The organism is Campylobacter sp., assembly GCF_052169515.1.
In the GTDB taxonomy this organism is placed as follows: Bacteria; Campylobacterota; Campylobacteria; order Campylobacterales; family Campylobacteraceae; genus Campylobacter_A.
Window position 1 is genome coordinate 25,386 of the sequence record NZ_JBQNCH010000004.1, and the last position, 18,100, is coordinate 43,485.

Consider the following 18,100-nt stretch of genomic DNA (forward strand, 5'->3'; position numbering starts at 1 on the left):
CTATCTGCTAAAGTTAAAAATTTGGTAACGACATGATTTATCATATTTAAAAGCATTTTTGGCTAAACTCTCGCCCAAAAATAAGCAAAATAAAAGGTTAAATTTGAAAAGACTTAGTGTAAATGAGGCCATCGATCTTATAGAAAATGCACCGCTTCACGAGCTTGGTAAGATGGCGCTAGCTAGAAAAAAAGAGCTTCATCCAGAGGGCATTACAACCTTCATTGTAGATCGCAACATCAACTATACAAATGTCTGCTGGGTGGATTGTAAATTTTGCGCATTTTACCGCCACGCAAAAGAGGAAGACGCATACGTGCTAAGTTTTGAGGAGATCGGCAAGAAGATCGAGGAGCTAATCGCCATTGGCGGCACGCAAATTTTATTTCAAGGCGGTGTTCATCCAAAGCTAAAGATCGAGTGGTACGAGGAGCTCTTAAGCTACATAAGCAAACACTATCCAAGTATCACGATACATGGTTTTTCGGCTGTTGAGATCGACTATATCGCAAGAGTTTCAAAAATTTCTACAAAAGAGGTCTTAAGACGCTTAAACGAAAAGGGCCTATACTCGATGCCAGGGGCTGGAGCAGAAATTTTAAGTGATAGAGTGCGTGATATCATTGCGCCAAAAAAATGCGACACCGCAGACTGGCTTCGCATACACAAAGAGGCGCATGAGCTTGGCATGAAGACGACTGCGACGATGATGTTTGGCACGGTTGAGAGCACTCGTGAGATCGTGGAGCACTGGGAGCATATCAGAAATTTACAAGATGAAACGGCTGGATTTAGGGCGTTTATACTTTGGAGTTTTCAGGGGCTAAATACAAAGCTCATGCAAGAATTTCCAGAGATCAAAAAGCAAAGCTCAAACGTCTATCTAAGGCTTTTTGCCGTCTCAAGGCTCTTTTTGGATAACTTTAAAAATATCCAAAGCAGCTGGGTCACTCAGGGCAGCTACGTAGGCCAGCTAGCACTTCTTTTTGGCGCAAACGACCTTGGCAGCACAATGATGGAAGAAAACGTCGTAAAAGCCGCAGGGGCAAGCTTTAGGATGAATCAAGACCAGATGATCGAGCTTATAAAAGATGTCGGAGAAATTCCAGCTAAGCGCAACACAAACTATGATATTTTGGAGAAATTTTAGATGAAAATTTTAGATATCGATGTAAAAAATGTAAAAATTCCAGTCGTTTTTGAAAACTCAAAGTCGATGCCAGTAGTGAGCCTCAGATTTGTTTTAAAAGCAGCCGGTAGCTCTCAAAATGGTAAGCTTGCAGGCCTTGCTAGACTTAGTGCAAATTTACTAAACGAGGGCGATATAAAGCTAGGATCGGCTAAATTTGCCAAAGAGCTTGAGGTAAGGGCGATCAGCCTAAACGCAAGCTGTGGCTTTGAGACATTTTGCATCGATCTAAACTGCCTAAAAGAACATTTTGCCTTTGCGTGCGGCAAACTAAAAGAGCTCTTGAGCGCTCCAAATTTGACAGATGAGATCCTAAATAGGTGCAAAACTGTCACACTTGGCGAGATCGCAGCAAATGAAAATGACTTTGACTACGTGGCAAGGCAGGGACTTTTTGAGCTTTTATACCCAAAAAGCGTGCTTGCCCAGCCAAGTATCGGCACGAAAAAGAGCATTAAAGCTATAACGCTTGAAGATGTGAGGAAATTTTTAAACGAGCACTTAGACCTTTCAAATTTACTCTGTGTGCTAGGCGGCGACATCGATGAGAAGCAGACAAAAGAACTGGCTAAGGTTTTAGAAATTTTAGAGCCTGGCAAGGTGCGAAAGCTAGAGCGTTTTAGTCCAAGCAACAAGTGCGAAACCAGCGAGATAGTAAGGCAAAGCGAGCAGGCATATATCTACTTTGGTGCACCATTTAACATAAAACCTGAGGAGAAATACAAGGCCGCAGTGGCGACATTTATTTTAGGTGAGGGCGGTTTTGGCTCGAGGCTCATGGAGGAGATCCGCGTGAAAAGAGGGCTTGCATATAGCGCCTACGCTAGAAATTTGCTAAATCTCTCTTACAGCCAGCTTTATGGCTACATGCAGACAAAAAATGAGAAAAAAGATGAGGCCATCGCCGTTATAAAAGAGGAAATTTTAAAATTTAGTAAAAAAGGCGTTAGCAATGCCGAGCTTGAGCAGGCGAAGAAATTTTTACTTGGCTCGTTGCCACTTAGGCTTGAGACGCTATTTAAACGCCTTGATATCGCGCAGGGCGAGTTTTATGAGCATGGTGAGCTTGGGGTGTTTTTAAAGGATCTAGATAAAATTTCAGCCCTTTCGCTAAGCGAGCTAAATAGCTTCATAAAAGCCCACGCAGAGATAAACGAGCTAAGTTTTTGCGTTTTAAAAAATGAAATTTGAAGCAAGCGATAGGGCAAAACTTCTAAAAATAGGCGTGCTTAGCCTACTTGACCTTGCTCTCGTGCTGCCAAAGGGCTTTGAGGATACGACGATCGCTAAGAGCCCAAGAGAAGGGCATATCTGCATAAATGTAAAGATCACCTCGCTCGCCTCGCGTCCTGGTATGCTAACAGCACTTGCCTTTTGCGAGCAGTGGCAAAGTAGCGTAAAGATCGTCATTTTTAATGCAAAGTCTTGGCACTACGGTGCTTTTAAGGTTGGCAAAGAGATGGCGATATATGGGCTTTGCTCCTACGCCTTTGGCTCGTGGCAGATCGTAAATCCAAAAATCACCACAAAAATAGGCCAGATCGTGCCTAAATTTAAGACCGAGCTCAAAGATGATGAGGTCAAAAAGCTTGTTTTAAAATATATAAATTTACAAAATTTATTAGCTGAGGGCCTAGATGAGAGAGAAGCTAAATTTTTGGCTGATTTGCAAAAGCTAGACGAGCAAAGCGTACAAATTTTATACCACCTAAAAAATGACAATGAGGGCGCGCACATTTTAAAATTTGTAGAAATTTTTAACTACATAAAAAAGCTAAGTGCGAAAAAAACTTATTTTAAAAGTCCTAAAATAGAGCTTTTTGATATAAGCTCTTGGCTTAAAAGCTTGCCATTTACTCCGACAAATGACCAGATAAGCGCGATAAATGACATAAGAGACGACCTTAGTGCTGTGCAGGCAAAAAGGCGCGTCATAATGGGTGACGTGGGAAGCGGTAAGACGCTAGTGATCTTGGCAGCTGCTCTTAGCGTATATCCTCAAAGTGCCATTTTGATGGCGCCAACAAGTATCTTAAGCGAGCAAATTTTTAACGAAGCAAAGAGGCTATTGCCGCCATTTATGAATGTGATGTTGGTTCAAAGTGGAGAGAAAAAGATAGATTTTGGTGGGGCAAATTTGATCGTTGGCACGCATGCGCTGCTCTTTCACGAGCTGCCAAACTCACCGCTAGTCATGGTCGATGAGCAGCACCGCTTTGGCTCAAATCAACGCAAAAAGATAGAGGAGCTCGCCTCAAACGAGGATGAGCGGGCAAATTTTGTGCAGTTTTCAGCCACGCCGATACCAAGGACGCTCAGTCTCATTCAGTCTGAGATTGTAAATTTTAGCTTTTTAAAGCAGATGCCATTTAAAAAAAATATAACGAGCCAAATTTTAGGCGCTAGCGAGTTTGGCTTTTTGCTAACTCACATAAAAAAGCAGCTTGAGGGCGGCTTTCAAGTGGCTATCATCTATCCGCTTGTTGAGAGCAGCGAGAACTCAAACTATCAAAGTCTAAATGAGGCGCAGGGCTTTTGGCTAAAGAATTTCAAAAATGTCTTTGTCACGCACGGCAAGGATAAGGAAAAAGAGGAAAATTTAAGGCGTTTTAGGGAAGAGGGTGAAATCTTGCTTTCAACCACTGTTGTTGAGGTCGGAATTTCGCTGCCAAGGCTAAATACGATAGTGATCGTGGGCGCTGAGAGGTTGGGGCTTGCCACACTTCATCAGCTGCGCGGCAGGGTGGGGCGAAACGGCGGCGATGGATACTGCTTTTTGTTTACCAAGCTAAAAGAGACGCCTGCTAGGTTAAAAGAATTTTGTGCGACAAATGACGGTTTTAAGGTGGCCGAGCTTGATCTGAAAAACCGACAAAGTGGCGACATACTAAACGGCTTTGTCCAGCATGGAGCGACATTTAACTTCTATGACTACGAGGATGATATCACACAGGCAGCAAAGGCTAGAGTGGCGGCGCTTGCTAAAAATAGCGCCTAGTTGCTTTTAATTTAACCTAAATTTTTGATTTGATTTTGTTAGCTTTAAATTTTAGTGGAGTAAATTTTAATAAAATTATTTTTTTACTCTACGTTCTTTGCATATATTCTCGCATGGTATGCCGTCACGATCACGGTCAAAGCCACTGCGTCCACAGTTTCTTAGATAGTGATATGCTTCTTCACAACTCTTCATCTCTTTACAATAGCGTTTAGGGCAATCAAATTTATCAGCCGCATTTGCTATCAATGCAAAAAAATAAAATCAAAATTATTTTTCATTTTTACTCCAAAGGCAGTATGTGTGAAATAACAAAAAAGTACAAAAAGTGCTTTCAAAAGAATTTATCCTTTTGAAAGCAGGTAAATTTAAAGTGGATAAGTTAGGCAGCACTCTCTTTGGACTTTGTCGATGTAGCTTACGTTTAAATTTAGTCCGTAAAGCTGGCTTAAATTTTCACTTCTGATGATCTCATCAACCGTACCAAATCCAACCTCACCATCACCTTTCACAAGAGCGACATATCCGCCAAGAAGCACAGCAAAGTCAGGGTTGTGAGTGGTTAGCACAACCGAGTAGCCAAGCTCTTTTAGCCACTTAACGGTGCGTAGGAATTTATACTGGTTGCCAAAGTCAAGCGCGCTCGTTGGCTCATCAAATATAATCATCTTTGGTTGGGCTGCCATCGCACGTGCGATCATACACATTTGCTTTTGACCACCGCTCATCTGAGTGATAAATCTCTCTTCAAGATATTCGATCTCAAGCTTTTTAGTATAAATTTTAGCTATCTCCTCGTCCTCTTTGCTAGGTCTTGCAAAGATACCAAGGTGTGCTGCACGACCCATCGTGATAAACTCAAGCCCTGTGTAGTCATACTCTGTGATCTCGCTTTGAGCCACATATGCCATTATCTTTGCTCGGTCTTTATTACTTAGACTCTCTACGTTTTTACCATCGAGAAAAATTTCTCCAGATACTGGTTTTAGTGAGCCGCTTATCAGTCCAAGGGTGGTTGATTTACCAGCTCCGTTTCGCCCAAGTATGGTTAAAATTTCACCTGCACCTATCTTTAAATTTACATTTTCTAGTTTGCCAGCTCCATTTGGGTAGCTAAAGTTTAAATTTCTAACTTCAAGCATCACGCAACCTTTTTATTTCGCCACAAGACCCAGACGAAAAATACTGTGCCGATAAAGCCAGTAAGTACGCCAAGAGGCACTTCGCTTACGCTTATGCTACGAGCTAATGTATCTACAAATAGTAAAAACATCGCACCCATAAATATGCTTGCTGGCATGCTTTTTATGTTGTTTGCACCAACTAGCATGCGCGCCAGGTGTGGCATAAGAAGCCCCACCCAAGCGACTATTCCGCTTATACAGACGCTGCATGCTGTAAGGAGTGTAGCGCAAATGATAACGATAGCACGTTCAAAAGCCACATTTACGCCAAGTCTAGCCGCACTCTCGTCGCCAAGAGATAGCAAATTTATACGCCAGCTCATGGCGATTAGTAAAATGGCGCAGATGATCATCACTGGGGCTATAAATTTTAAATTTTCGCTATCAAGCTTTGCAAGGCTACCAAGCTGCCAGTAAACGATGTCAGGTAGCTTTGTTTCAGGATCAGCGACATACTTTAAAAAGCCGATCACCGAGCCCATAAGACCGCTTACGATGATACCAGAAAGAACTAGCATGAGCGTGCTTGTGCGCCCCATCATCTTTGGTATGGCTAGCGTGATAGCAACAGCTGCTAGGCCAAAGCCAAAAGCAAAAGCCTGCACCCAAAATAGCGATAGATCAAAGATGATCGCAGTGGCAGCTCCCACGCAAGCACCTGCTGATACGCCTAGAAGATCTGGGCTTACTAGCTGGTTCTTAAAGACGCCTTGATAGGCAGCACCGCTCACGCTAAGAGCGGCTCCAACAAGGATAGCTGCGATGATGCGAGGTATACGCAAATTTTCTATCACATTTGTGATGTTGCTAGCTGCGCCCTCGCCATAGCCAAAGCTGTGAGCTAGCACGCTAAAGACATCGCTAAATGGTATGTAAAATCTACCGATACCAAGCGCTACAAAGGCGCAAAGAAGCGTGAGCAGGGCTAAAAATATAGCAACTAGTGAAAAATTTGCGTTTTTCATATGTTATTTGCTGCTGCCGTCTGGATTTAGACCTTTTAGCATGTAGTCATACTCTGTGTTGGTAAGCTCGTGGCCTAGGAACTCTTTGTAAAACTCTTTTGTTTTTGCTTTCATATCTAGGTCTTTAAAAAGATCAGGCTGGATAGTTTTTGCCGCCCATAAAATTTGGAGCACGCTCTCAGCGCCATATCTATCCCAAGCAAATACACCTTTTGGGTTGCCATAAATTTTGCCGTTTTTCACAGCGTTTGAGCCTGAAAATGCAGGGTGCTCTTTGACATTTTTTATTAAAGCGTCTGTGTCATTGCCGCCAACGATGATGATATCAGGGTTTGCATTGATGATCTCTTCAGCTGTAAGCTCGATCATAGAGCCCTCTTTTGCCACTGCGTTTTTGCCGCCAGCTAAATTTATCCAAGTGTTTTGGATAGTGTTTGTTCCATCAACTTTTAATAAATTTGCGCCACCAAGAAGGTGAAGTACTTTTGGACGCTTGTCAGCTGGGATATTTTTTGTTTTGGCTTCTACAAATTTTGAGTTCTCATGGATCTTGTTTGATAGCTTTTCAGCCAAAGCTCTAGCCTTGTCAGTGCCGATAACTTCAGCTGTTGCATAGATACTTTTTTCCATATCTGGATAGTCTCTATATATCATATTTACCGCGCTAAAGCCATTTTTAGTAAGCTCTTCTTGGTAATTTTTGCTAGAAACTATGACAACATCAGGTGCTAGCTTAAGTAGCTCTTCTACTTGAATATCTTTGCCATTTAGCGCAGCTGGTAGGTCTTTTACCTTTGGATAGACAAGGGCAAACCACTTGTTCTTCTTAATAAGATCTGTTGTTGTTACAACCTTATCCATACCACCAAGTGCTAGGATGATCTCGTTGTTTGCGTGCCAAAGCGCAGCGATCTTTTCTACCTTTTCAGGTACGCTTACTTTGACACCTTGCATATCAGTGATGCTTCTTGCAGACTCAGCTGCGTTTAGGCTAAGAGCCATAAATAGTGAAGCAACAAGGCTAAATTTGGTTACTTTATGCATAAAATTTGTTTGCATATTTTTTCCTTTATTTTTGAAGTATAAACATGTATATTAATAATATTTATATTAATTCTATGTAAATTTTGCATATACATTATGAAAAATTTGCATATATTGTAAATTCTTATAAATTTAATAGGATAAATTCTCTCCTTTTATTGACATATGTCATTATTTGCTTTTTTAAAATGGGATAAACTTTGCCTGAATTTTTAAAAAAGGAGAATCAATGCGTGAATACAGAAAGTATTGGCTAGCACTTGTTGCTGTGCTAGTAGTTTGCTTTGGTATTTTAGGCTACTACGGCGTTGAGGTTTATAGAAGCTCGCCTCCAGTTGTAAATTTTACAGATGAAAATGGCAATGTCGTGATCGACAAAGAGAGCATATATAAAGGTCAAGAGGCCTGGCAAAGTATAGGTGGTATGCAAGTTGGCTCTATTTGGGGTCATGGCGCATATCAAGCACCCGATTGGAGTGCGGACTGGCTTCACAAAGAGCTAGTTGCATTTTTGCAGATAAAGGCAGATGAAATTTATCACTCAAAATACGCTGATCTAAACGATGAGCAAAAGGCAAATTTAAAAGTTTTGCTTAAAAAAGAGTACCGAGAAAATGGCGTAAAAAATGATAGTTTTGTGCTAAGTACTGACAGACTAAAAGCGATCAAGCAAGTAGCTAGCGAGTATGCTTCACTTTTTGGTAATGACCCTAAATTTAAGCCTTTAAGAGAAGCTTATGCAATGAAAGAAAATACTCTTCCAAATGCTGCTGATAGAGATGATCTCAATAACTTTTTCTTTTGGTCGGCTTGGGCAACTGCTACAAACAGACCTGGCAGTGATGCTACATATACAAACAACTGGCCACATGAGCCGCTAATCGACAATGTGCCAACAAGTGAGAATATATTTTGGTCAGTTGCAAGCGTCGTGATACTTATTGCCGGTATTGGATTTCTTGTTTGGTTTAGCTCTTTTTATGGCAAAAAAGATGATGAAAAGTTGGAGGCTGTTAGTGAAGATCCGCTTGGCAAGCTTAGTCTAACTCCATCTCAAAAAGCTCTTAAAAAGTATCTTTTTGTGACTTTGGCTCTTTTTGCATTTCAAATTTTAATAGGCGGTTTTACAGCACATTATACTGTCGAAGGACAGGAATTTTATGGCATAAATTTATCAGCCTACATTCCTTATTCACTTGCTAGAACATGGCATATCCAGGCTAGTATTTTCTGGATTGCGACAGGATTTTTAGCTGCTGGACTTTTCTTAGCTCCTATTATAAATGGCGGTAAAGATCCAAAATTTCAAAAGCTTGGTGTAGATTTGTTATTTTATGCATTACTAATCCTTGTGGTTGGTAGTTTTGCTGGTGAGTATTTGGCAATCGCAAATATCATGCCTATAAATTTAAGCTTTTGGCTAGGGCATCAAGGATATGAGTATATCGAGCTTGGACGTGTTTGGCAGATTATTTTATTTGTCGGTCTTGTCATCTGGATGCTACTTTTACTTCGTGGATTTATTGGTGGATTTAAAAATAAAGGTGACAAAAATTTACTTGCTATCTTTGCAGCTTCAGCTGTTGCAGTTGGATTATTTTACGGAGCAGGATTATTTTACGGTCAAAGAAGCCCACTTCCAGTGATGGAGTACTGGCGTTGGTGGGTTGTGCACCTTTGGGTTGAGGGCTTTTTTGAAGTCTTTGCTACTGCTTCACTTGCCTTTGTGTTTGTTAGTCTTGGACTTGTCTCAAAGAGATTTGCTACATTTTCAACGCTTGCTAGCGCGTCACTCTTTATGGTAGGTGGAATCCCAGGAACATTCCACCACTTATATTTTGCAGGTACCACAACACCTATAATGGCAGTTGGTGCTAGTTTTTCGGCACTTGAAGTAGTTCCTCTTGTCTTGCTTGGCGCTGAAGCTTATGAGCATTATAGACTTCAGTTTGCTCAAACTTGGGCTAAGACATTAAAATGGCCACTTTATTGCTTTATCGCAGTTGCTTTTTGGAATATGCTAGGAGCTGGTGTGTTTGGATTTTTGATAAATCCTCCGATTTCACTATTTTATATCCAAGGCCTAAATACGACTCCAGTTCATGGACATGCTGCACTATTTGGTGTTTATGGATTTTTGGCTCTTGGATTTGTTTGGCTAGTGGCTACTTATCTATTCAAAGGTCAAGAATTTGATGAAAAACTTATGAAAATAGGCTTTTGGGGCTTAAATATAGGTCTTATGCTAATGATCGTGCTTTCGTTACTTCCAATAGGAATTTATCAAGCATTTGCAAGCCTAGAGCATGGCATGTGGTATGCAAGAAGCGCTGAGCTTTTACAACAATCACACTTACAAAATTTAAGATGGGTTAGAATGATTGGCGATACGATTTTAATAATCGGTGGTATTAGCTTCTTTGCGCAACTTCTAAAATTTATACTTAATAAAAAAGCTTAAAACTAAAGGGGTATTTTTACCCCTTTATTTAAGCTATCTTTTCATAAAATAGCGTAAATTTAAAGGAAAGAAATGATTACATTTTTTAGAAGAATTTGCGTTACTTTTATTGTCCTCTTGCACCTTTTGTTAGCACTTGCGGTTAATTATTCGTTTCCGCATTATGATAGCGTTTTTATAACCGGTGGTGATGTAAAACGTATGGATAAGGACGGCATAATTGACGCCAAAAACCCAGCTGATGGCCCTACTAGAGATGTCTATTTTATCTACACTAAAAGTCCTCAAAATCCAGATAAAGTTATGGCCTATAGAAATGAAGATACTGCATGGGGATTCCCATTTTATTTTAAATTTAACTCAGCCGATGTGCAAGCTAAAGCCCAGGGCTTCACAAATAGCGATAGAAACGTCACCATAAAATATTATGGATATAGAATTTCTATGTTAAACGAGTTTAGAAATGTCATCTCTCTAAAAGAAAGTGGCACTGATACTAGTTGGCCGATAGCTAGCTATGTGCTTTACTTTATCTTGTTTATCTCGCTAATCATTTGGGTAAGAAAGATAAATAAGGCTTTTACACCAAAGGTTAGTGAAAATTTAGAGAAATAATTTAGTAGATTGTATTTTTTGATTATTGGATATTTTAAAAATCAAGCAGAGAGCCTTGTCTCTCTTTTATCTTTGGAAATTCTCTATACCTGACGCCATCAAGCGTTTTTAGCTCGTTTGCTCTGTTGCGCCATTTGCCACATTCATCTACACTTCCCCAGCCCATAAAATAAAATGCCACGCTTTGATCTTTGCACTCATTTTCTAAGGAAAGTATCCACTCCTTTTTCATGGCACGTGCTTCTTTGCCGTGTTCTCCACCAGCTGCAACCCAGTTTATGCCGTTTAAATTTAGCTAGCCAAGATCTTCTAAAAGTTGCTCGCATGAAAGCCATCTTTATAGAGCTTAACGCCTCTTTTTTGAAAATTTAAAGCAATTTTGCTGTCGTAGCAGTTTTTTGCAACTAGGGCTTGTTTTGCTACAACCTATACTTGGGTTCCAGGAAGAAAATTTATAGTGGATTGGCATAAATTTTAGGGGCAAAGCTGCCCCTATTTTTAGTAAAGACCGAAAGTTCCGTCTGTTCTTTTGTAGATGACACGCATTTTTGCGTCAACGTCATTAAATACGTAAAATTGTTTATCGCTTGATTTTAGTTTCTCAAGTGCCTCTTCGACTTCAAGTGGTTTATAAATTTCAAGCTCCACAGGCACGATCTCCTCGACACCCTCGATCTTTTCTTCACCTATTCTTGAGCGAAAGTCTTTGTCATCAGCTTTGCCTTTTACGGTAAATTTCTTGTCATGCTCTCTTCTTAAAACTTTTGAAGCTTTTTCGACAGCAAGATCGATCGCAGCATAAAGATCTTTGTCTTTTTGACGAACAACTATCGTATCTTTATGAGCCATATTTAGAGAAAATTCTGCGTTAAAACCTTTCTTGCCTTGTTTTTCATCGGCTGCGACAACACATCTTGCAGAAATGATGTCAAGATTGTATTTGCCAAGTGTATCAAAAGCGTCTTGGATATAGTTTTTGATCGGCTCTGTTAGCTCAAATTGTTTTCCTACAATGCTTATATTCATTGCAATCTCCTTTATAGAAAGTAATGAGATTATAACACGCCAAAACTAAAAACAAATTAAATTAAAATCTTTATAAAATTTTAAAGTTTCTGAAGAGTGCGCTTGTGGAAATTTATAGGATTTGGTGTTTTTTTATCTTTTGATGTTACAAAAACATCAAAGATCATATTGCCAGTGCTTGCGACTCCCTCAGTGCCAGGCATGATGGTTGGTGGAGTGCATATACCGATATCTCCAAAATAAGTTATTTTTACATTAAAGTCAAATATATTATTAAATACACCATTGACCTCTTTTAGGCACTTGTCTTCAAAATTTGTTCTAAAAATTTCAAACATTGCATATTCTGCTGCCGCTTGAGCAACGAGCTGCGCTTGCTCTCTTAGATAAACTTCGCTACTTTGCCTAGCCGATGTACTAGCTATCGAAAGAGCAAGGGTGCCGATAGATGCCGCTACAATCAAGAAAAATATCGCCGCTAATAATGTAACCCCCTTTCTCATTAATACACTGCCTTTGATTTACAAATAGTTATTTCTGATTTTTCTGCTTTGACACAAAGTTTAAGTGCGATAACTCCGTTTTTTTCGGTAAAACAAACCTTGTTACATGTTTGGCTAGTGTTGCACTTTCGGCTTTGATAGCCTTTGTGGATGTTGAGCTAAATTTTTTAAAACTCTCATTTAGCCATGGTCTATAGTTGTAGTACATTTTAAGATCAAAAACACCGTTTTGTATATCCTTGGCGCTTTGTTCAGCCGGAGCTATGGCGATTGCTGTGTAGGCAAGTTTATATTGTTCTGAAATTTTTTTATTTTTAAAATCATTTGAAATTTTAAGCGTATCGATAGATTGTATGCCCACTTTTGCGATATCAAGTTGATTTGGGTTAAAATTTTCTTGGTAGCCAAAGCTGGTACTAACTTTATAAAGTATGCTAGAAAATATCGCTACTAAACCGCTATTTTCATCATCGGCGTTTATACATCTGGCGCCACTGTTTATATCTTCTTCGTCGCTATCATTTTCACAGGTTAGGTCTTTTACACCATTTTTAAAAGCGTTGTTAAATTTACTTCCGGGGCTTTTTAATCCATCTGCAATAGAACTATTTGCAAGATCTGCATAACCGCTATATATGCCTTCTTCGATGATTGGATCTCCGTGAGCATCATCTCCTTTATATTCGTTGATGCCGTCAAACAGCTCATATGCTGCTGGGATAAATTCTAAAATTTCAAAATCGCTACTTAAATTTACACCACTATCATTGAGTGCTAGATAGCTCCCGTCGTGTTTTCTGGCAATAACACTTTGTTTTATTCTGTGGCTAAGCAGCACTGAAATTTGCTCTAGAGCGATCTCGGTTTGTGCTTCTAGGTCATTTACTACCTTGCTTTGAAAATAGTTTTGATATAAATTTAAAAGCGTGTTAAAACTCAGGGTTGCTTATAAATATTACCTGCTCACCATTATTTATACTGCCTACATCATTTCTTAAAACGGTACCGCTATAAGTATTTGTAAAGCTAAAGTCATGATAGCTAAGCACTCCTGCGCTATGTTTAGGATTAGTAGACCAAAATGGTGCAGCTGGAAAGTCTTGCCATAATTTACCATCATCTCTCATGTAGGCATTTTTATCGCATCCATCGCAGTAAGCACCATAATAAATTTTGGCATAAAAACCGCTATAAAGTCCTTCGTAAAATGGAGCATAAACCCTACCAAAATAGAATTTTACTGATGTTTTAGTAGGCGATTTCTCATATTTTTTTGTTTCATTTGTACCATTGGACATACCACTAAAGCTAAAGTCATCGCTTGAAACAGTAAAAGGATTTTTAGGGCGATTTACTTTTCTGTCAAAGTTAAAATAGACTTCACCTTTTGCTTTGCCACTTACAAATGTCTTTTTGTCCACATAAAATGTCGCCTTTGTGGCGCCTGGATCTATTGATTTTCTGGTATTTGAGCCAGGGATCTCAAAAAATAAAATTTCTTCATTGGCCTTTGTTAGTGTACCAGCATTGCCATCATTGTCTGTAAAATTTAAAGGAACTCTATCTAATTTTATATCAAAGTTCATATTTTTTGCATAGCAATCTTCATTGTAAAGTTTTGCAGGTGAGTCATCAAATAATTTTGCAACCACATCAAAGGTGATTTTTGCTTTTTGTATACCTTGGTTATCAAGATATGTTATTTCGCCATCTTTTATTATCTTTAAATTGCTTATTTCTATATCTTTTGGTCTAAAGTAATAATCTCTATCTCCCTCTAATTTTATATTACAACCAATTCTTCCTTCTTGTGCTGGATCTTGTGCAGGATCATTGCTAGTTGAGTTTTTTACGCAATCATCAGCTTTTGCTGGCGCATGTTGATCGGTTAAGGTAAAATCTTTATCCAATACATGAAAATATGTATCGCCTATATCTGAGTATGAAAAACCAACAGTTCCACTTGATGTATGACGAAAAAATTTACCCAACGCTTTATTTTTGTCATTAAAATCTACGCTTAGTTTATTTTCTACTTCCAAAAAGCTAGGATCGCAAGTTGCACTATATGCTGGTAAAAGCCTTATCTCTCCATTGGAGCCACTTATGTTGTTTGTGTATCCATTTGCTAGACCGCTATCAAGCGGTTTCATGGCGGCAAGAGCAATATTATCATAGGGTTTGCCACCTATTAGTATATTGTTCGTATTAGCAGTGTTTGTTTCAGTGTCCCATAACCTAAAGTGACTTGGCCTTATGGCAAAATCATCTAATTTTTCGCATGCTATTTTTGTTGTATGTGTTGTAGAGTCAAGATGAGAAATTCTAAATTTAACACTTTTATAGGCTCTGTCAATATGAATACCTGGTAATAAAACATCGCTAACTCCATCAAATCTTATATCTTTTTCATATAAATTTGTTGTGGCGGTACAAGATTCAACTAATTCTACTTTTACATCTACTGGAGTGTCTGGTGCCGTTTTATTATTATTTGGCCCATAGTTTGTAATGTAGACATTAAATGGTTTGGTGACTATTTGAGTTAGAAGTCTATTTTTATATTTGGTTTTAAAAGCTGCTGTGCCGTTGTCTTGTCTATTGCTTGGGATAAAATTATTTGGTTTGTCTGCACTTATGGCGATGTTATAGTTTTGGTCAGTGCATCTTTTTATATACGTATCATAAGGGTCTAAATTTATATCACTATTTGCGACTGTGGCTTTATAGCTATTTGATTTAAAAGCAGACTTAAGGGTAGTTTCATATATGGCATAGGCATAGTTGCCTTGGTGCATTAAAATTTCTCCACCTTTATTAGCAGCTGCACCTTGTCCTAAGTAAAAAGTTAAATCGTTGCCGCTTAACTGCTGTAAGCCTGTGTTGTCATTATAATGCAGTTGTCCTGACATAGTGAGGAGATCACTAGGCCCTTGCGATGATTTATTTGCGTATATATAAGTCGAATTTGGATTATAAACTTGGCTTTGGTCTATTGTAGCTTTTAGGGCAAAATCCTGAGCATTTTCATTTGTGCCATTTGTCACTTCAACGAAAGTTTTTAAAACAGTATTCGGAGATAATGAAATAGGCGTATTTTCTTGTACTTTTGTAAAATGGGTATCTCCAGGTTGTTTTGCGTAAATGTATTCCATGTAGCAAACATCTGGTTTATATATGCGAGTAGAAAAGCCGACTAGAGCTAAATTTATACGGTCAGCACTAGTGACATTGGTGGTACTGCCTGAGATTTTTTTCGTTGTGACTGTAAATCTTACATCTGCCTCCCTTTGACCATGCGACATTTTGTCTGTTATATTAAAGATGTCTAAGTCTGCTTGAGAGTGAAATTTTTTGCCATGATTTATAAAATTTCCAAATTTTGTCATAGTGGAGTTAAACTGATCACCTTGTGCATTGTTTGTGCTTGTTATGCTCTGATAGCTACCAACATTTTTTATTTCGATATCTTCGCCTTTTGTTTCTGGTTTACCACCAAAAGAAAACATTGTAAGAGAGGCATCCTTGTCACCTGCTTTTGGCGTATAGATGTTTTCAAATTTTACATCTACGGTTGAGCTTTTTACTGTGCCGTATGGATCGCTTGACTTTATCCAGTCCGCAGCTAGTTGTTCAAAACCATCAAATATGCTAATAAGTCTTGGTTCTATATTGTTTGCCATGGCGGTTTTATCATCAAAATTATAAATAATAACCAAGCTCCAAGCTGCAAATTGCGGAGCTATTGACTGTATCCAATAGCCTTTTTGTCTCTTTACTGGTGAAAATAGTAGTGTGCCATATGTTTTTTTAATGTTCTATTTGTAGAGCTATTTACCTTATATATTCCATCGTTGGGGTCCAAAAATTCATTGCCGATAGGAATTCTAGTGGCTCTGATATTACCAGCATAAAATGTCCTATCTTGCGTGCTAGTTCCAAGAGAATTTTTGACTAAATCTGTAACATCAGCACTTGCTACATATTGGTAGTTTATTCCAGCTTTTACGGAGTAACTATTGGATTCATTTTGATTGTATGATTCAAGAGTCATTGATTTTGGTGCATACTGACTAAAAGAGCCAAACCAAAAGACATCTTTTGGTTTGGCATCTATTGTGATTGGATTTGGATTTCCAGGAACTTTAAAATCAATCTTGCTATATCCTTTTATATATTTTAAGGCGTTCATATATAAATTTGTTCCAGTATCTTTAACAAGCCAGTTTTGATATAGTGAAGCACCCCAGTAGAGCCTAGCGTATACTACATTGCTGCCTTTTAAGTTGTTTTGTATAAAGGTATTTTTATCACTAAAATCAAACGTAGAGGATGATGAATTTTGGCAATAAGGATGATAGTTTGGATTGTAAATAAATGCATTTTGACAAAGTACGTTGTCACTACGCCGTGTAAATCCACCATCATTTAAAAATTTTCTATTCGCTGTAGATGATGTTTTTGCCACATTAGTTATATCTGGAATAAAATTATATTCGCCATTTTCTGGAATAATAACAGTACCGCCAATGGTAGCCATATCACCATTTACTCTGGTGTTGAGCTTGCTATTTATTGTTCTTTGCCGCAAGGCTTTGGAGTTATCATCTGTCATGCCAATTAACGGTTCATGTCCCCACGGAGAAGATTGCTTTGCATAAATGTGATAATGATCTTTTGCTAAGCCCGATGGGTAAAAACTAACCGTGTCTATTGTCCAAGTTCTATTGTGCTTTTTTATACAGTGTGGGATATTTTTAGAAGAGCCATCTTGATATTCTTCTAAATCTATATAACAAGAATACAGTAAACCGCCACAACCTATTGAAGCTGCTTCTGCTGTCGTACAAGCTCTAAATGCAGAAAAACTAAACGTGGTAATAAAGCAGAGTAAACATACTATCTTCTTCACAACAATCCTCTAAATAACAAGAAAAATCTGTCCTTAGATTTTTTTAAAAAACTATTTTTGTATGAAATTTTCTATAACCTCAGCCTGTCCATATTGAGGATATTTGGTAATGTCTAAAACTACTTGAGATAATGTCATGTTGTCCATATTGCAAACGATAGGAGCTATAAAATTTACAGTTGATTTCTCAAGCGGAAGTGCAACCACGATAATGTTATAAATTCTAAGCTGTGAACTTTCTTTTATATCCATAAGGTCTTCATAATAGCTTGGGATATCAAATTCGTAGCTTCTTAAGGCAAAAGGATTTATCATCGTAAAAGACGTCTCATCATCTTTACTTGCCAGTTTAACAAAAAATTTATCGAGCTCAATTAATTCCATCGTCTTGATATGCTCAAAGCCTAAAATAGGGCTTTTAACATTAAAAATCATACTAACTCCTGTTTTGTAAAGTTACCGTATTTTATCATAGTTTTAAAAAATTTATACAAAAATAATGGCAAAAAATGTAGAATACGTGAATTTAAACTTTTTAAGGAAAAGCATGAAAAGATTTTCTAAATTTCTAGCGGTCGTAGCTCTTTTAGGCCTTTTTAGTGGTTGTGCTGAGAAATATACCGAGCTTTACAATCTAACCCCTGATGAGTGGTATGCTCAGGTTATCTCCGATATAAAAGATGGCGATCTTGAAGCGGCCGACAAACACTATGTTTCAATGGCAAGCGAACATGTGGCAAGCCCACTTTTAGAGCAAATTTTACTCATCCTTGCTCAAGCACATGCAAACGATGAGGAGTATCTAATGGCAAATCACTATCTTGATGAGTACATCAAAAGATACGGCGATAATGGCCCAAAAACAGAGTTTGCTCAGTACCTAAAGATAAAAGCAAATTTTGACTCATTTACTCAGCCAAATCGTAATCAAAAGCTTATGGAAGATAGCGTAACCGAGATCGAAAAATTTCTTTATATGTATCCAAATACTGAATATAAGCCACTAATCGAGACAATGCTTATAAAATTTAAGCTCGCACTTTACTTTTTAGATATGCAAATAGCTGATCTTTATAATAGAACAGGCAGGGACATATCGGCTAAAATTTATGAGCAAAAACTTGAAGAGTCGCCGTTTAGAAATTCTGACCTTATCAAGCCTGACGTAGCATGGTATAGAAAACTTTTTGAATAGGAGAAATT

General features: G+C 38.3%; 17 protein-coding genes. 6 read left to right on the forward strand and 11 right to left on the reverse strand.

What is annotated here, in order from left to right:
• Positions 1-103: 103 nt before the first annotated feature.
• From ACTTKV_RS01940 to recG, 3 genes are read left to right on the forward strand one after another with little or no spacing between them, the layout of a single operon-like run.
• Positions 104-1,150 (forward strand): dehypoxanthine futalosine cyclase, encoded by a 1,047-nt coding sequence (locus ACTTKV_RS01940; protein WP_442548989.1) that lies wholly within the window; start codon positions 104-106, stop codon positions 1,148-1,150.
• Positions 1,151-2,380, forward strand: a complete 1,230-nt coding sequence (locus ACTTKV_RS01945; RefSeq protein ID WP_442548990.1) for a M16 family metallopeptidase — start codon at positions 1,151-1,153, stop codon at positions 2,378-2,380.
• Positions 2,370-4,187 carry an ATP-dependent DNA helicase RecG gene (gene recG, locus ACTTKV_RS01950; protein WP_442548991.1) on the forward strand — a complete coding sequence of 606 codons (1,818 nt, stop codon included), beginning with the start codon at positions 2,370-2,372 and terminating at the stop codon, positions 4,185-4,187. Before ACTTKV_RS01945 ends, recG begins: the two co-directional genes overlap by 11 nt.
• Before the next feature lie 75 nt (positions 4,188-4,262).
• Here the strand turns inward: recG and ACTTKV_RS01955 are convergent, their stop codons facing one another.
• The 4 genes from ACTTKV_RS01955 to ACTTKV_RS01970 all read right to left on the reverse strand — a co-directional run bounded on the left by ACTTKV_RS01955 (position 4,263) and on the right by ACTTKV_RS01970 (position 7,395).
• Positions 4,263-4,436 (reverse strand): excalibur calcium-binding domain-containing protein, encoded by a 174-nt coding sequence (locus ACTTKV_RS01955; RefSeq protein WP_442548992.1) that lies wholly within the window; start codon positions 4,434-4,436, stop codon positions 4,263-4,265.
• 119 nt (positions 4,437-4,555) lie between these two features.
• Entirely contained in the window at positions 4,556-5,329 is a 774-nt protein-coding gene (locus ACTTKV_RS01960) for an ABC transporter ATP-binding protein (protein ID WP_442548993.1), read from the reverse strand.
• Entirely contained in the window at positions 5,329-6,336 is a 1,008-nt protein-coding gene (locus ACTTKV_RS01965) for a FecCD family ABC transporter permease (protein WP_442548994.1), read from the reverse strand. Before ACTTKV_RS01965 ends, ACTTKV_RS01960 begins: the two co-directional genes overlap by 1 nt.
• Positions 6,337-6,339: 3 nt before the next feature.
• Positions 6,340-7,395, reverse strand: a complete 1,056-nt coding sequence (locus ACTTKV_RS01970) for an ABC transporter substrate-binding protein (RefSeq protein ID WP_442548995.1) — start codon at positions 7,393-7,395, stop codon at positions 6,340-6,342.
• 214 nt (positions 7,396-7,609) lie between these two features.
• Between ACTTKV_RS01970 and ACTTKV_RS01975 the strand changes: the two genes are divergently transcribed.
• Positions 7,610-9,841, forward strand: coding sequence for a nitric-oxide reductase large subunit (locus ACTTKV_RS01975; protein WP_442548996.1), 2,232 nt, complete (start codon positions 7,610-7,612; stop codon positions 9,839-9,841).
• Between the two features lie 72 nt (positions 9,842-9,913).
• Positions 9,914-10,456, forward strand: coding sequence for a DUF1523 family protein (locus ACTTKV_RS01980; RefSeq protein WP_442548997.1), 543 nt, complete (start codon positions 9,914-9,916; stop codon positions 10,454-10,456).
• Between the two features lie 34 nt (positions 10,457-10,490).
• On the opposite strand, the gene ACTTKV_RS01985 is transcribed toward ACTTKV_RS01980, so the two are convergent.
• The 7 genes from ACTTKV_RS01985 to fliW form a co-directional block, all read right to left on the reverse strand.
• The gene (locus ACTTKV_RS01985; RefSeq protein WP_442549047.1) at positions 10,491-10,736 is read right to left on the reverse strand and encodes a DUF5131 family protein; all 246 of its coding nucleotides are present in this window, start codon (positions 10,734-10,736) and stop codon (positions 10,491-10,493) included.
• Positions 10,737-10,954: 218 nt separating this feature from the next.
• Positions 10,955-11,482, reverse strand: a complete 528-nt coding sequence (hpf, locus tag ACTTKV_RS01990; RefSeq protein ID WP_442548998.1) for a ribosome hibernation-promoting factor, HPF/YfiA family — start codon at positions 11,480-11,482, stop codon at positions 10,955-10,957.
• A gap of 80 nt (positions 11,483-11,562) precedes the next feature.
• Entirely contained in the window at positions 11,563-11,985 is a 423-nt protein-coding gene (locus ACTTKV_RS01995; RefSeq protein ID WP_442548999.1) for a hypothetical protein, read from the reverse strand.
• A gap of 28 nt (positions 11,986-12,013) precedes the next feature.
• Entirely contained in the window at positions 12,014-12,823 is an 810-nt protein-coding gene (locus tag ACTTKV_RS02000; protein WP_442549000.1) for a prepilin-type N-terminal cleavage/methylation domain-containing protein, read from the reverse strand.
• A 91-nt stretch (positions 12,824-12,914) separates the two neighbouring features.
• The gene (locus tag ACTTKV_RS02005; protein WP_442549001.1) at positions 12,915-15,704 is read right to left on the reverse strand and encodes a hypothetical protein; all 2,790 of its coding nucleotides are present in this window, start codon (positions 15,702-15,704) and stop codon (positions 12,915-12,917) included.
• Between the two features lie 56 nt (positions 15,705-15,760).
• The gene (locus tag ACTTKV_RS02010) at positions 15,761-16,897 is read right to left on the reverse strand and encodes a hypothetical protein (RefSeq protein WP_442549002.1); all 1,137 of its coding nucleotides are present in this window, start codon (positions 16,895-16,897) and stop codon (positions 15,761-15,763) included.
• A gap of 51 nt (positions 16,898-16,948) precedes the next feature.
• Positions 16,949-17,332: a flagellar assembly protein FliW gene (gene fliW, locus ACTTKV_RS02015; protein WP_442549003.1), complete on the reverse strand. Its 384-nt coding sequence runs from the start codon at positions 17,330-17,332 to the stop codon at positions 16,949-16,951.
• A 112-nt stretch (positions 17,333-17,444) separates the two neighbouring features.
• Here fliW and ACTTKV_RS02020 point away from each other — a divergent pair, with 112 nt between their 5' ends.
• Positions 17,445-18,092: an outer membrane protein assembly factor BamD gene (locus ACTTKV_RS02020; protein WP_442549004.1), complete on the forward strand. Its 648-nt coding sequence runs from the start codon at positions 17,445-17,447 to the stop codon at positions 18,090-18,092.
• The last annotated feature ends 8 nt before the right edge of the window (positions 18,093-18,100 follow it).